This is a genomic window from Micromonospora sp. CA-269861 (genome assembly GCF_050948505.1).
GTDB lineage: Bacteria > Actinomycetota > Actinomycetes > Mycobacteriales > Micromonosporaceae > Micromonospora.
Map to the genome: position 1 here is coordinate 6810343 of NZ_CP192014.1, position 13619 is coordinate 6823961.

Genomic DNA, 13619 nt, shown 5'->3' on the forward strand with positions numbered 1-13619 from the left:
CGAGTCGGGGGCCGGGGTTCAGCGGGCGTCGATCTCGTTGATCTTCTCGGCGCCGAAGGTTTCGCGGAGCAGTCGTACCGCCTGCTCCTCGCTCGACTCTCGCGCCGTCTTCTCATCGATGATCTCGTCCAACGGCTCGTCGCCCGGATCGAACCCCTCATAGGCCGGGGCCGCCGCCGGTGCCGCGCCGCCGGCCCGCGCCGGGCCGTCGAAGTCCGGGTCGTAGGGCGGCTCGCCCGCCCACTCGGCGTCCGCGACGGGCCGGGCTGCCGCTCCGGTACGCGCACCGCGCCCCGCCGCCGCCGCGCGAGCCGCGGCGATGGCGCTGCTCACCGGTGCGCCACCGGCTGTCGCCGGCTGCCGGGCCGCAGGCGTCGAGTTACCCCGCCCGCCCGGCTTACCGCCACCGGCCGCCGCCCCGGGGCCGCCCGAACCGCCTGGTCCGGTGCCGTTCGCGCCACCGCCGTCGGTGCCGCTCCCGTTGGCGCTTCTGCCGTTGGTGCCGCTCCCGTTCGTGGCGCTGCCGCTCGTGCCGCTCCCGTTGGCGGCGCTGCCGTTGGTGGCGCTGCCGCTCGTGGCGCTGCCGTTCGTGCCGGCCGACGCGCCGCCGGGTCGGGCGGCCTCCGGCCAGTCCTCGTCATCCGTCGCCTCGGCGGCGGGGCACCGCCGCCAGGTCGGGCCGCCTCCGGCCAGTCACCCTCGTCGTCCGCCGCCGGGGCGGACGGCGCCACGCCCTGCCGACCGGCACCGTGACCACCGGAACCCGCGCCGACACCGCCACGCGAGGCCGTGCCGGCGGCGCCGGTCGGAGTCGCCGAGGTCGGCAGCGCGCTCGCCGGACCGGCGGAGGCGTTCGTGCCGGGCGCGACGTTCGAGCCAGGTGCTGCGTTCGAGCCGGGTGCGGGGTTCGAGCCGGGCGCGGGGTTCGAGCCGGGCGCGGGGTTCGAGCCGGGCGCGGGGTTCGAGCCGGGCGCGGGGTTCGAGCCGGGTGCGGCTGGCGGCGCGCTCGTCGGGCTGGCGGCGGCAGCCGCGGTCGCGGCGTTCGTCTCGGCGGGCGGGGTGTCCGACGGGGCTGGCGTCGCGGCGGGTCGGGCCGGTGCGGTGGGTTGCGTACGCGGTTGGCTGGACAGCGACACGCCTCCGCGCTCGCCGGCCACCTCGCACCGGATCTGCCAGCGCCCGCCCAACTCCTCGTAGAGCGCGTCGGTGAGCACCGCCGCGTGGTCGGCCATCATCTTGGCCAGCACTGTGGACTTCACAGTCAGCACCAGCATGTCGCCGTCGAGTTCGCGGACGACCGCGTCGCGCATCAGGGCGGCGATCCGCTTGTTGGTCCGGTTGACCTTGCCGACCACGTCGGGCCAGACGCGGCGGACCGCGACCGCGTCCAGCGCGGCGGCCGGCGCCCCGGGTCGGGGCGGCGCGGGCGTGGCCGGGTCGGGCAGCACCGCCGACGGTGGCACCACGCGACGCGGGGCCGGCCCGGCGGGCGAGACGGGTACGGCCTGGTCAGCGGGTGCCGGCCCGGTCGACGCACCGGGGGACGTCGGGATCGGCGAGTCGGCCGCCGAGACGTGCGAGGCAGGTGCACCGGAGGTCGGAGCGGGCGAGGCAGACACCCCGGTGACCGCAGCAGCCGGGGCGGTGGCGCCCGAGGCCGCAACGCTCCGGGTCGGGGACGCTGCCGGGTCGACAGCCCACGGCGGTGCGGAGGTCGGGGCGTTCGCCGGTGTCGGGGTGGCGGCAGCCGGGACCGGGGTGGCTGGCTGTGGGCGTACCCCTGGGTGGTTGGTTGGCGCGGAGCCGGCGGCGGCCGACGGCGCGTCGGTGCCGCCCAGGGTGAGACGACGTTCCATCCGCTCGAGGCGCTGGAGGAGACCGCCGGTGGAGTCGTCCACGCCGGGCAGCAGCATCCGGGCGCAGATCAGCTCCAGCAGCAGGCGGGGCGCTGTGGTGCCGCGCATCTCCACCAGCCCGTTGTGCACGATGTCGGCGCAGCGGGAGAGCGTGGCCGAGCCGAGCTGCGAAGCCTGGGCGGCCATCCGTTCGATCTGGTCGGCCGGGCCGTCGATCAGGCCCTTCGCGGCGGCGTCCGGCACCTGCTGGATCACGATCAGGTCGCGCAGCCGTTCCAGCAGGTCGGAGGCGAACCGGCGCATGTCGTGCCCGGCCTCGGCGACCCGGTCGACCGTGGCGTACGCGGCGGCGCCGTCCCCGGCGGCCAGCGCGTCGCACATCTCGTCGATCAGCGCCGAGTCGGTGACCCCGAGCAGCGCGACGGCCCGGCCGTAGCTGACCCCCTCCGAACCGGCGCCGGCGATGAGCTGGTCGAGCACGGAGAGGCTGTCCCGCATGCTGCCGCCACCGGCGCGAACCACCAGCGGAAAGACCGCCGGCTCGACGGTGACCCCCTCCGCCTCGCAGAGCTGCTCCAGGTACGGGCGGACCACCTTCGGCGGGAACAGCCGGAACGGGTAGTGGTGGGTACGCGACCGGATCGTGCCGAGGACCTTCTCCGGCTCGGTGGTGGCGAAGATGAACTTGACGTACTCCGGGGGCTCCTCGACCAGCTTGAGCAGGGCGTTGAAGCCCTGGGTCGAGACCATGTGCGCCTCGTCGATGATGTAGATCTTGAAGCGGCTGTTGGCCGGCGCGAAGAAGGCGCGTTCGCGCAGCTCGCGGGCGTCGTCGACGCCACCGTGGCTGGCCGCGTCGATCTCGATCACGTCGATGGAGCCGGCACCGTCGGTCGACAGCGAGCGGCAGGACGCACACTTGCCGCACGGCTCGGGGGTGGGGCCCTGCTCACAGTTGAGCGAGCGGGCCATGATCCGGGCGCTGGTGGTCTTGCCGCAGCCGCGCGGGCCGGAGAAGAGGTAGGCGTGGTTGAGCCGTCCGCTGCGCAGCGCCTGCGACAACGGCTCGGTCACGTGCTCCTGACCGATGACCTCAGCGAAGGTACGCGGCCGGTACTTGCGGTAGAGCGCCAGCGTCACTCGTCCCGCCTCCTCTCGACCGAGCCATTCTGCGCCGGTCGGGCGCGGGTGACCACCCACCACCCCGGGCGCCCGGGCCTTCGGGCTTGATCGACTTCGGCTTCCCGGCCGCCGCGCTTGATCAACTCGGCTTCCTGGAAACCGCGGTATCCGCGTGACCGGGACACCGCGACATCACGGATGCCGAGTGGATCAACCGGTCCACAGACAAAAAGGCCTCCCGTGCACCCGGCAGAGCTCGCTTATCCTTGCTGCCTTCCGGCCCTGGGGAGGTTCACGAGATACCGCCGCACGGGAGGTGACGCCAAGCCTACCCGACCGCCCGTCGATCTTCAGGGGGTGGTGGGGTGGCCCGGCCGACAGGGGCCTGTATCCTGGCTCGCGGAGGATTCGCCTAGAGGCCTAGGGCGCACGCTTGGAAAGCGTGTTGGGTTTACACCCTCACGAGTTCGAATCTCGTATCCTCCGCTCGCCTGAGCAGCACGAACGACAGGGCCGGCCCCACGGGGACCGGCCCTGAATCGTCTGTGCGGTGGCGTCAGCCCACCACCTGGACGTGCTCCGCGCCCTGCCCCGAGAACCACGCCTCCAGCTCCGCGCCGCCGAGGGACCGGGTCGCTCCCTCGTCCACGAGGACCGGACCGACGACGGCACCCTTCGCGCCCTCGAACCGGCAGCCGAACATCCTCGCGCCGGTCAGCACCGTGGGCATGCTCGTGCCGCCGAGCGTGCACCAGCGCAGGCTGGCCAACTCAAGATTGGCGCCGCGCAGATCGGTCTTGTAGAGCTTGGCGGAATTAAGAATCGCGTAGCGGAGATCCGCCCCTTCGAGAACGGCGTCGTCGAGCTGCACCACGGTCCACCTGGGATGCCGTGACCACCCGCACGCTCGGCTCTGTGGTCTCATCGACGTCGTGACTGATGCGGCGTGGGAGTGGGACGAAACCTTGTACGCGGGCAGCGCCGGCCACTACCGCGTCGGCCGTATGCCCTACCCGCCAAGCCTCGCCGAGGCGATCGGCACCACGCTCGACCTGGACGGCACCGGGCGACTCCTCGACGTCGGCTGTGGGCCCGGATCGGTGACCCTGCTGCTCGCGCCCCTGTTCGAGGCGGCGGTGGGCGTCGATGCGGACCGGGACATGCTCACCGAGGCCCAGCGCAGAGCCGACGAGGTCGGGGCCACCAACGTCGAGTGGCGACACCTGCGCGCCGAGGCCCTGCCGTCCGACCTGGGTACGTTCCGGGTGGTCACGTTCGCCCAGTCGTTCCACTGGATGGATCGGCCGCTCGTGGTTGATCGGGTCCGCGACATGCTCACGCCCGACGGGGCCTGGGTCCACGTCGGCGCCAACACGCACCAGGGCGTGACCGGGGACGACCCGCTGCCGTACCCCCGACCGCCCTGGCAGCAGATCGACGAGCTGGTGGCGGGCTACCTGGGGCCGGTCCGCCGGGCCGGGCAGGGGTTGTTGCCGGCAGGCACCCCCTCCGGCGAGGGGGAGATCATGCGCGCGGCGGGGTTCACCGGCCCCATCCGAGTCAATGTCGAACAGGGGATGGTCGTGGAACGCACCGTGGACGAGATCACCTCGGCGGTGTTCTCGCTGTCCAGCGCGGCACCACACCTGTTCGCCGACCGACTCCCGGCCTTCTCGGCGGACCTGCGCCAGCTCCTGATCACGGCGGCACGGAACGGCCGCTTCGCCGAACGGCGACGCGACATCGAGGTGGCGATCTGGCGTCCCTGACACTCGGTCAGGCGCGGGCCCGTCGCCCCTCCGGCCGGTACCCGCGCCCAGCACGGTCGGACGCGGCCCGCCCCTCAGCCCCGTCGAGATCTTGGACAGTTACCGCCAGGTGGGCGATCAGGGGGCTGGAGGCGCGGGCGCGGACGGCGGGTACCGTCCGGGAGCCGGCGGGTCGAGGACCGTCGTACACATGTTCTATCCACAGGCTGTGGACGGCGGAGGGTTCGATGGGTTACCAGCTCAGCGCGGTGGTCTCGGACGCTGAACTGCTCCGCGAGCACACCGCCGAACTGGATCACGCGGTCCTCGGCGAGCTGCGCCAGGACTTTGCGTTGCTGCCGGTCACCCCGCAGTTGGTGATCGAGCTGACCGGGTCGTTGCCGGATTTCGCGACGGACGACCGGAGCGCCGCGCGCCCATTCGGTCTGGTGTTGTCGTCGGCGCTGGTCGAGGTGCTGACCCGCTGGTCACGGTCGGGACCGGTGGCCTACCTGGAGGCGGAGTTCGGTGGTGGCGCCGGCTACCAGTCGGCGGCGGTGTGGCTGGGCGGGGCGCTGTCCTGGGGGCCGTGCTTCGACGACGAGTTGGACGCGCCGCGCGAGCAGTGGCCGATCAACGGGGCGCTGACCCGACTGGGCGTCGAGCCCGGCACCTGGATCGACCCGTTCGCCGAACTGGGGTTGCATCTGGAGCGGAACACCGAGGGCTGGCTGGCGCACGGGCGGCGTCGACTCAGCGCCGACTACTGGGATGAGCTGGTCGAACAGTGGGAAAACCAGTAATCCGGCCATCGGCAGCAACCTGAACGCTCCCGTTCCGTTGGGGACTGGGGGATTCCATGAAATTGCGACAATTTGCGTTTATCGCTACGTTGATGACGGCTGCCTCGATCGCTGGCAGCGGCGTACCGCCCACCGGGCCGATCCCGAAGGGCCGGCCCGCCGGCAGCGTGGAGGTCATCGATCTGAACGGCCTGCAGAACATCGAGTTCGGTGCCACCGAGGACGAGCTGACCCGGCGCGGCATCCTGCGCACCAGCCTGGATGCCTGCGGGCCGATGCTCGCCGGCCACGACACGGTCAGCCCGGTCTTCGTGGAGGACAAACTCGTGCTGCTCTGGGTCGGCGACCCGATGCGCACACCGGAGGGCATAGCTGCGGGCTCGCCCATCGACGAGGTCTGGGACCACTATCCGGAGGTCAGCCGACTTCGCGCTCCACAGGGGACGCACCGTCTCGACGGGCTGCTCGCCCGCAGCGGCGACCGCGCGTACCTGTTCCTGCACGACGGGCGCACGGTCCGAAAAACCATCGCCGGGTATGCGGACTGGGCCCGCCGCCTCTTCGACGAGGGTGCGGGCCCGTGCTGACCCGCGCGGACTGATCACTGCGACGTGTGGCCGACGCAGTCGAGGTCTCTGGCCGGCAACTGCCCATCGGCCAGATAGGCGACGACCGCATCGTCCACGCACGTGTTGCCGTAGTTGCCGAAGACACCGTGAATCCGAGCGTCGCGCAGGGTGATCAGCCGGGAGCCGGTGAGCGCCCGGTGCATGGCCTGGCCGTGCCGGTAGATCGTGCGGGTGTCCCCCGTGGACTGCACGATCAGGGTCGGCACGGCGTTCTGCACCACTGTCGGCCGCTCCCGGGGCTGCGCCGGCCAGAACGCGCACGGGTTGATGGCCCTGGTCAACTCCCCGAATCGAGGCTCGCTCGTCCGGTGCTGCCGAACGTCGCGCCAATAGTCCCCGGGGTCGCGGCGCACCGGCACATCTCCGCAGAGGATCGCGGCCTGCACGCTGCCGGTCGCTGACTGCGCACCGGTGAACAGAAACGACAGCGTGTCCGCCAAAGAGGCGGTCGGTGTCGCCGAGCCCGACACCACGGCACGCCGAAGCACCTGCACCGTCTCTGCGAGGTCGGCCTGGGTCTCGTCCCGATCGTCGCTGAGCCGATTGAGCAGCAGGTACGGCACCGACTGCCGGTCCACCTCATAACCACCCACCTCTATCGGGCGGCGGGTCGCGGCGGCGAGGATGCCGTCCACCACGGCCAGCACCTCCTGACCGGTGCCACCCAGGCCGTACCGGTCGTGGTGGCGGGCCACCCAGTCCGCCCAGTCGCGCAGTGCGACCTCGTTGGCGGGCCCGGCCTCGCGCAGCACCCTCGCGCCGTAGCTGGCGGGGTCGACCGCGCTGTCCAGGACGAACCGATCGGCGCGCGCCGGGAACATCTGGGTGTAGACCGCGCCGAGGTAGGTGCCGTAGGAGTAGCCCAGGTAGGAAAGTTTCTGCTCGCCGAGAACAGCCCGGAGCAGATCGATGTCACGCGCCGTGTTTCGGGTGTTGATGTGCGGTAGCAGGTCGGCGTGCCGGCGGGCGCATCGGGCGGCCAAGTCCCGTTCGAATGCGGTCAGCCGGTCGAACGTGGCGCGGTCCGGCCCCGCGGAGCGGGTCCAGGTGCCCGTTGACCAGCCGCAGTCCAGTGGGGTGCTGCGACCGACGAACCGAGGGTCCAGCCCGATGAGGTCGAACCGCGCCCCGACATCACCCAGCCACTGCCGGATCGGCAGAACGTCCGACATCCCCGGCGCACCGGGACCGCCGGTGTTCAGCAGAAGGACGCCGAGCCGGTGCGCGGTGTCGGTCGCCCGCAGCCGGGACAGCGCCAGTGTGATGGTGCGGCCATCCGGGCGGGCGTAGTCCAGCGGAACGGTCAGCTCGGTGCAGGTCGCGCCGGCCCGATCCAGCTCGGCACCAGCCGCGTCGGCGGATCCTCGCTGGCAGGTGTGCCAGTCGAGCCGTTGTCGCTGGGCGCCGGCCAGGCCGTCGGCCGCAGCGACAGCCGGCACCGGCCCGACGGCGGTGACGGTGATTCCCAGCACGGTCAGCGCCGCCACCATCCTCATCGCCGTAGTGGTCCATCTGTTCCCGGTCATCGTCATCTCCTCGGTTGGGGAATCGGCCCGGCGGCGGATCACCGGGCCTCACACAAGGCGGCGTGCAGGGTCGTGGACAACGCCTGCCAGCTCTCGTACGACGCCGGCTCGTCGTTCACCACCAGCTGCGCCCGGCGACCGTCGGCGGTGACCCCGCCCAGGGTGCGAAAGCCCGGCGTCGTTCCACCGTGGCCCCAGTACAGGGTTCCGCCGCAGCCGGCCAACGGCGTCGAGATGATCCCGAGCCCGTAACGGGCGCCGGGCCACAGCCGGTCCGGATCGGTAGGCACAGTGCGGGTCATCTCGGCGAGGCGGACGGGGTCCAGCAATTGGCCGCCGAGCAGCGCGGCGAAGAATCGGTTCTGGTCTGCGAGGGTCGAGACCAGTGCTCCGCCAGCTCCGCCGTACGACATGTTGAACTCGGTGACATCGCGCCGCCGCTGCGCGCCGACCAACGCGTAGCCGCGCGGATGAGCCCCCCGGATCCGCACCGAGTCGCCCGGCCAGTAGGTATCGCTCAAGCCCAACGGCCCGATGATCCGCCGGGTGATCTCCACGCTGATGTCGCGCCCGGTCACCTGCTCGACGATCAGGCCGGCGAGGACGTAGTTGGCGGTCGAGTAGTGCCAGCTCGGAACGGGTGGCGGCTGGGCCAGCGCCAGCGCGATCAGCTCCTCCGGCGTGAAGTGCCGATACCGCCATCGATCCACCCGGTCCCAGTCGAGCGCATCGACGTGATCGGGCAGGCCGCTGGTGTGCCGCAGCAGATCGCGGACGGTGATCCGCCGACCGTCGTACCCGTTGCCCCGGACCCGGCCCGGCAGGTATCTCTCGATCGGGGCGTCCAGGGCGAGCCGGCCCTCCGCGACGAGTTGCAGCACCACTGTCGCGGTGAAGGTCTTCGTCGAACTGCCGATCCGGATCCGGTCGTCGACCCGCATCGGCCGGCCTGTTCGCAGGTCGGCCCGGCCGCTGGCAGCAGACCATCGACCGCACCGGGGTCCGTCCACCTCGATGGCAGCGCCGACCAACCGATGAATGCCGGTCAGGTCGCGCATCGCGGCGATAGTCGCCGGTCGGTCGGAGCATGCCGGCCCCGGTTGACGGGCCACGGCTGGCGCACCCGCGCCGGCAAGGGCGAGCAGGACAACCCCGGCGAGCACGCCGAATGCGTGCCGTCGTCGTGTCGGTCTTCTCATGTCGTCGACGCTAGGGACGGCCGGGTGGACCCACGAGGGAGTAGAGACCCGGATCGATGGTGTAGCTGGCTACACTGCCCGGCCGCCTCTGTGGACGGAGAATGTGACGATGCGGGGGGCATGGTTCGCGACGACGTACCTGGTGACCGGCGGTGCCACTGCGGTGGCGTCGGCGGTCGCGATCGGCACGTTCGTCGGGGCGCTTGGCCTGAGCCTTCTCGTGGTCGGCATCGCGCTGCTGCCGCCAGCCGTGCGTCTCCTCGGGTCGCTCGCTCGCCTGGAGCGGCGCCGCGCGGACCGGCTGCTGGGCGTGGCAGCTCCGGCCGAGCCCCAGGTGCGGTGCGCCAGTCGGGCCGCCTGGCTGCGGGTCGCCGCAGGCGATCCGACCACCTACCGAAGTGCGTTCTGGCTGACCGTGCACGCCATCGCCGGCGTGCCGCTCGCCGCCGGTGTGCTGCTGCTCTGGCTGATCGCGCTGGGTGGGTTGATCGTGCCGCTGATGTGGTGGGCCGTGCCGGTCGAGGCACCGCTCACCTTCGTCGTCCCGATCCGGAGCTGGGCCCAGGCACTGCTGGTGCCACCTCTGCTCGGGCTCGCCGGGCTGGCGCTTCTCCGGTGGGCCGTCCCCGCCTGTGCCGTGGCGTACGCCCATGCGGCGCGGGCGTCGTTCGCACCGTCGTCGCGGAGCCGGTTGGAGCGGCGCGTCACGGAACTCACCGCCACCCGGGCCGGCGCGCTCGACGCCCACGCGGCGGAGCTGCGGCGAATCGAGCGCGACCTGCACGACGGCACCCAGGCACGGTTGGTGGCGATCGCCATCCAGCTCGGCGTCGCGCAAGGTCAGAGGGCAGCCGACCCGGTGCTGGCGGACCAGCTGATTGAACGGGCGCGGACGAGCGTCGAGGCAGCGCTGGCCGAGCTGCGCGCGGTGGTGCGGGGCATCTACCCGCCGATTCTGGCGGACCGAGGGCTGCCGGGCGCGGTGCACGCGCTCGCTGCCGACTGTCCGGTGCCGCTCACGGTCCGGGTCACCCCGCTGCAACGGCTCCCGGCGGCGTTGGAGAGCGCTGCCTACTTCGTCGTGGCGGAAGCGCTGGCCAACATCACCCGGCACAGCAGGGCCACCGGGGGCGACCTGCGGGTGGAGCACCGGGCGGGTCAACTGGTCGTCAACGTGACCGACGACGGCGTCGGGGGCGCCCAGTCGTCGGCCGGCACCGGCCTGACCGGCATCCGGCATCGCGTCGCGGCACTGGACGGCAGGGTCGAGCTGAGCAGTCCGATCGGCGGGCCGACAGTGCTACGGGTGGAGTTGCCGTGCGCGTCCTGATCGCCGAGGACAACGTCCTACTCCAGGAAGGGCTCAACCTGCTGCTGAGCACCGCCGGCTTCGAGGTCACGGCAGCGGTGGACACCCCGAACGACATCATCGCGGCGATCGATCGGCAGCGGCCCGACGTCGCCATCATGGACATCCGACTGCCGCCGACGTTCCGCGACGAGGGGTTGCGCACCGCGTTGGCCGCCCGCCGACTGCACCCCGGGTTGCCGGTGCTGCTGCTGTCCCAGTACGTCGAGCGCGCCTACGCCGCCGAGCTGCTCGTCGACGGGCAGGGAGGCGTCGGCTACCTACTCAAGGATCGGGTGTCCCGGGTCGAGGAGTTCCTCGACGCGTTGCGTCGGGTCGCCGCCGGCGGCACCGTGCTGGACCCGCAGGTGGTGGCCCAACTCGTCACCGCCCGACGCAACCCGCTCACCGAGCTGACCGCACGGGAACGCGAGGTGCTCGCGCTGATGGCCGGTGGCAGCACCAACACGGGCATCGCCGCCCAGCTCGTGATCACCGAGCGCGCGGTGAGCAAGCACATCGGGAACATCTTCACCAAGCTCGACCTACCACCCGACAGCGACGTGCATCGCCGGGTCGCCGCCGTGCTCACCTTCCTGAATGATCCGGGCCGCTGAGCGGGCCGGGTCCCCCGAGGGCCGGCCCGCTCGTGTCGGCCACGGCATCAGCGACGGAGCGACAGCCAGAAGTCGTACGAGTGGGCCGCCGCGAAGTCCGTCGTGCCCGACCCGCCGCCACCGGCGAACACCCGGACGTACGGGGTGTCAGAGCGCAGTCGGGGCCAGCCCGCCCGACCAGTCCTGGCGAAGTCGCTCCAGGTCCGGACCATCTCGTCGGAGAGCCGCCGCTGGGTCGGCGTGAGCGCCTCGGCATAGTCGACCGTGAACAGGTACGGCAGCTCCGCGCAGTGGTACGCGCCGGTGGCGAACGTCGGTTCGGGCCCCTCGGTGAAGAACGGCGCGTCCTCGTCGGCGAACTCGTACGCGAAGGTCGGCACCCGCCGCGCGAATGCCAACGCGGCGGTGTAGACCGGCTCGGCGTAGTCGTGATCGGTCAGCACGGCGCCCAACGTCGCGCTGGCGGGATGTGCGGGGTCGCGCGGATAGCGGGCCAGCACCTCCTCCGCGTGGTCACCGAACATGGCCCGCACCTGGTCGCGGTACTGGTCATCGGTGAGCGGGCACGACTCCGGCTCCTGGTCCGGCCCTGGCGGCTCCGGGCAGTTGAACCCAACCCGTTCCATCCCCCACACCGCGAGCCGGGACTCGTCCCGGTTCATCCCGGTCAACACCGGCACCCGATGCAGCCTCCCGGTGGTCAGCGCTTCGGCCGGGGCCACCGGCAGCGTGTGGCCGTCGACGACCGGGCCGAGGTCGACACCCGCGCCGGGATAGCCGACCGCCTCGATCAGCCGGGCGGGGGTACGTCCGCGCAGGCAGGTGGCGACCACCGCCGGGTCGGTGCAGCCGATCCTCCGAGCGAGTTCCTCGGCCGCCCCGATCGCCTCAGCCCGGGTCTGGACCGGGTTGGCGCACGAGTTGCTCTGCATGATCGCGCGGTGGAACAGGCCAGCGGAGCCCGGGGCGGCGAGCTGGGCGCAGACGCTTGTCGCCCCGGCGGACTGGCCGAACAGGGTGACGTTGCCCGGGTCGCCGCCGAAGGCCGCCGCGTTGCGCCGTACCCAGCGCAGGGCGGCCTGCTGGTCCTGCAAGCCGAAGTTGCCGATTATTCCGTTCCGACCCGCCAGCGCCGGATGTGCCAGGAAGCCGAGCGCGCCGAGCCGGTAGTTCGCCATGACGACGATGACGTCACCACCGGCCGCCAGCCGCTGCCCGCCGTATCCGTCGCCGCTACCGAACCTGAAGTCCCCGCCGTGCAACCACAGCATCACCGGTCGAGGCGTTCGGGCGGAGGAGCGCGGGGTCGTGACATTCAGGTAGAGGCAGTCCTCGGACTCCGAGGGTGCGTCCATCGGCAACCCCTTCAGTTGCGCGCAGGCGGCACCGGGCCGGGTCGCGTCACGTACTCCGGTCCATGTCGGACCGGGCTGGGGCGGTGCCCAGCGCAGCGCGCCCAGCGGCGGGCTGGCGTACGGGATGCCCTGGAACGACAGGTGATCCGCCGCGACGGCCCCCCGCACCACGCCCTGGTCGGTCCGGACGACGGCCGCGGTCCGGCGGTCGTTGTCGGCCGCTGCCGGGCCGACGGCCATCGCCGGGCCGACGAGGACGACAGCGCCCAGTGTGACGGCCCATCGGGGGTACGGGATGCTTGTCATGACTCTCCCCATCTCGTCGACGCCGGTACGGCGTACGCACCGGCTGCACTGAGCATGTCGAGCTGGCAACCACCCGGCCATGGAGCTCTAGTACGCCAGGGCAGGAAGAACGGGGGCGCCTGCCAGTGCTCTAGTGCGCTACGGTCACCGCGAGACCGGCGGGAGGCGATTGTGGAGGAGATCGACGAGACCACTCCTCCTTATCTGCGCATCGTCGGGGAGTTGCGGCGGCGCATCATGGCGGGCGAGTTGGGCCCCGGCGACCGAGTGCCGTCCACCCGGCAGATCGTCCGGGAGTGGGGTGTCGCCATGGCGACCGCCAGCCGCGCCCTCACCGCGATGCGGCAGGCGAGCCTTGTGCGGGCGGTGCCGGGTGTGGGCATGGTGGTGACCGGCACGGCGCCGACCTCGCCGAGTCGGAGCTCGCCGTCCGGTGTTCGCCGCCTGCCGGCCCAGGGGTTGACCCGCGACCAGGTGGTACGGACCGCCATGAAGATCGCCGACGCCGAAGGGTTACCGGCGCTGAGCATGCGGCGCATCGCGATGGAGCTGGACGTCCCCACCATGTCGCTGTACCGGCAGGTGCGGGGCAAGGAGCAACTTCTCGTGCTGATGGCGGACGCGGCCTTCGCCGCGCATCGGCTGCCGCGCACGTTCCCGCCCGGATGGCGAGCCCAACTGGAGTTGCTCAGCCGGCTCCAGTGGTCGATCTACCGGCGGCATCCGTGGCTGGCCCAGGTCATCTCACTGACCCGCCCACTGATGGCACCGCACGCCGTCGCGCACACCGAGTGGGCGCTGCGCGCCCTCGCGCGGCACGGCCTGGACCAGCACACCCAGCTCCACCTGGTGGCCGCACTGGCCAACCATGTTCGAGGCACCGCCATCAACCTGGAGCGGGAGGCCGAGGCGGAGCAGGACACCGGCCTGACCGACGACGAGTGGATGGAGGCCCAGTCCGACGTGTTCGGTGGACTGCTCGCCGCGGGCGAGTTCCCGCATCTGGCCCGACTCAGCCGGACGCCGGTCGACCTCAACGTCGAGAGTCTCTTCGAATTCGGTCTGCACCGTCTGCTCGACGGCATGGCGGCGCTGCTCGAACGGTGACCG

General features: G+C 71.9%; 12 protein-coding genes, 1 tRNA gene and 1 other RNA gene. 7 read left to right on the forward strand and 7 right to left on the reverse strand.

Annotated features, from left to right (window positions below; all coding sequences use genetic code 11):
- Positions 1-18 precede the first annotated feature (18 nt).
- From ACQP0U_RS31360 to ffs, 3 genes are all read right to left on the reverse strand, one after another.
- Positions 19-333: a hypothetical protein gene (locus ACQP0U_RS31360; RefSeq protein WP_433314144.1), complete on the reverse strand. Its 315-nt coding sequence runs from the start codon at positions 331-333 to the stop codon at positions 19-21.
- Positions 330-2996, reverse strand: a complete 2667-nt coding sequence (locus tag ACQP0U_RS31365; RefSeq protein WP_433314147.1) for a DNA polymerase III subunit gamma and tau — start codon at positions 2994-2996, stop codon at positions 330-332. Before ACQP0U_RS31365 ends, ACQP0U_RS31360 begins: the two co-directional genes overlap by 4 nt.
- 211 nt (positions 2997-3207) lie before the next feature.
- Positions 3208-3297: signal recognition particle sRNA small type (ffs, locus tag ACQP0U_RS31370), an RNA gene on the reverse strand.
- An 82-nt stretch (positions 3298-3379) separates the two neighbouring features.
- On the opposite strand from ffs, the gene ACQP0U_RS31375 reads away from it, so the two are divergent.
- A tRNA-Ser gene (locus ACQP0U_RS31375) sits at positions 3380-3464 on the forward strand.
- Between the two features lie 70 nt (positions 3465-3534).
- On the opposite strand, the gene ACQP0U_RS31380 is transcribed toward ACQP0U_RS31375, so the two are convergent.
- A complete protein-coding gene (locus tag ACQP0U_RS31380; protein WP_433314151.1) occupies positions 3535-3849 on the reverse strand; it encodes a pentapeptide repeat-containing protein in 315 nt (104 codons plus the stop codon).
- A 61-nt stretch (positions 3850-3910) separates the two neighbouring features.
- On the opposite strand from ACQP0U_RS31380, the gene ACQP0U_RS31385 reads away from it, so the two are divergent.
- The 3 genes from ACQP0U_RS31385 (at position 3911) to ACQP0U_RS31395 (ending at position 6116) form a co-directional block, all read left to right on the forward strand.
- Entirely contained in the window at positions 3911-4747 is an 837-nt protein-coding gene (locus ACQP0U_RS31385; RefSeq protein WP_433314154.1) for a class I SAM-dependent methyltransferase, read from the forward strand.
- Between the two features lie 227 nt (positions 4748-4974).
- The gene (locus tag ACQP0U_RS31390) at positions 4975-5529 is read left to right on the forward strand and encodes a hypothetical protein (protein WP_433314157.1); all 555 of its coding nucleotides are present in this window, start codon (positions 4975-4977) and stop codon (positions 5527-5529) included.
- A 92-nt stretch (positions 5530-5621) separates the two neighbouring features.
- On the forward strand, positions 5622-6116 hold the full coding sequence (locus tag ACQP0U_RS31395; RefSeq protein ID WP_433314159.1) for a hypothetical protein: 495 nt from the start codon (positions 5622-5624) through the stop codon (positions 6114-6116).
- A 14-nt stretch (positions 6117-6130) separates the two neighbouring features.
- Here ACQP0U_RS31395 and ACQP0U_RS31400 read toward each other — a convergent pair whose 3' ends face one another.
- Positions 6131-7684, reverse strand: a complete 1554-nt coding sequence (locus ACQP0U_RS31400; RefSeq protein ID WP_433314162.1) for an alpha/beta hydrolase — start codon at positions 7682-7684, stop codon at positions 6131-6133.
- 38 nt (positions 7685-7722) lie between these two features.
- Entirely contained in the window at positions 7723-8883 is a 1161-nt protein-coding gene (locus tag ACQP0U_RS31405; protein WP_433314164.1) for a serine hydrolase domain-containing protein, read from the reverse strand.
- Positions 8884-8992: 109 nt separating this feature from the next.
- On the opposite strand from ACQP0U_RS31405, the gene ACQP0U_RS31410 reads away from it, so the two are divergent.
- Positions 8993-10213 (forward strand): sensor histidine kinase, encoded by a 1221-nt coding sequence (locus ACQP0U_RS31410; protein WP_433314166.1) that lies wholly within the window; start codon positions 8993-8995, stop codon positions 10211-10213.
- Positions 10201-10848 carry a response regulator gene (locus ACQP0U_RS31415; RefSeq protein WP_433314168.1) on the forward strand — a complete coding sequence of 216 codons (648 nt, stop codon included), beginning with the start codon at positions 10201-10203 and terminating at the stop codon, positions 10846-10848. Before ACQP0U_RS31410 ends, ACQP0U_RS31415 begins: the two co-directional genes overlap by 13 nt.
- A gap of 47 nt (positions 10849-10895) precedes the next feature.
- Here the strand turns inward: ACQP0U_RS31415 and ACQP0U_RS31420 are convergent, their stop codons facing one another.
- Entirely contained in the window at positions 10896-12509 is a 1614-nt protein-coding gene (locus ACQP0U_RS31420; protein WP_433314169.1) for a carboxylesterase/lipase family protein, read from the reverse strand.
- Positions 12510-12680: 171 nt separating this feature from the next.
- On the opposite strand from ACQP0U_RS31420, the gene ACQP0U_RS31425 reads away from it, so the two are divergent.
- Entirely contained in the window at positions 12681-13616 is a 936-nt protein-coding gene (locus ACQP0U_RS31425; protein ID WP_433314172.1) for a TetR/AcrR family transcriptional regulator C-terminal domain-containing protein, read from the forward strand.
- Positions 13617-13619 lie beyond the last annotated feature (3 nt).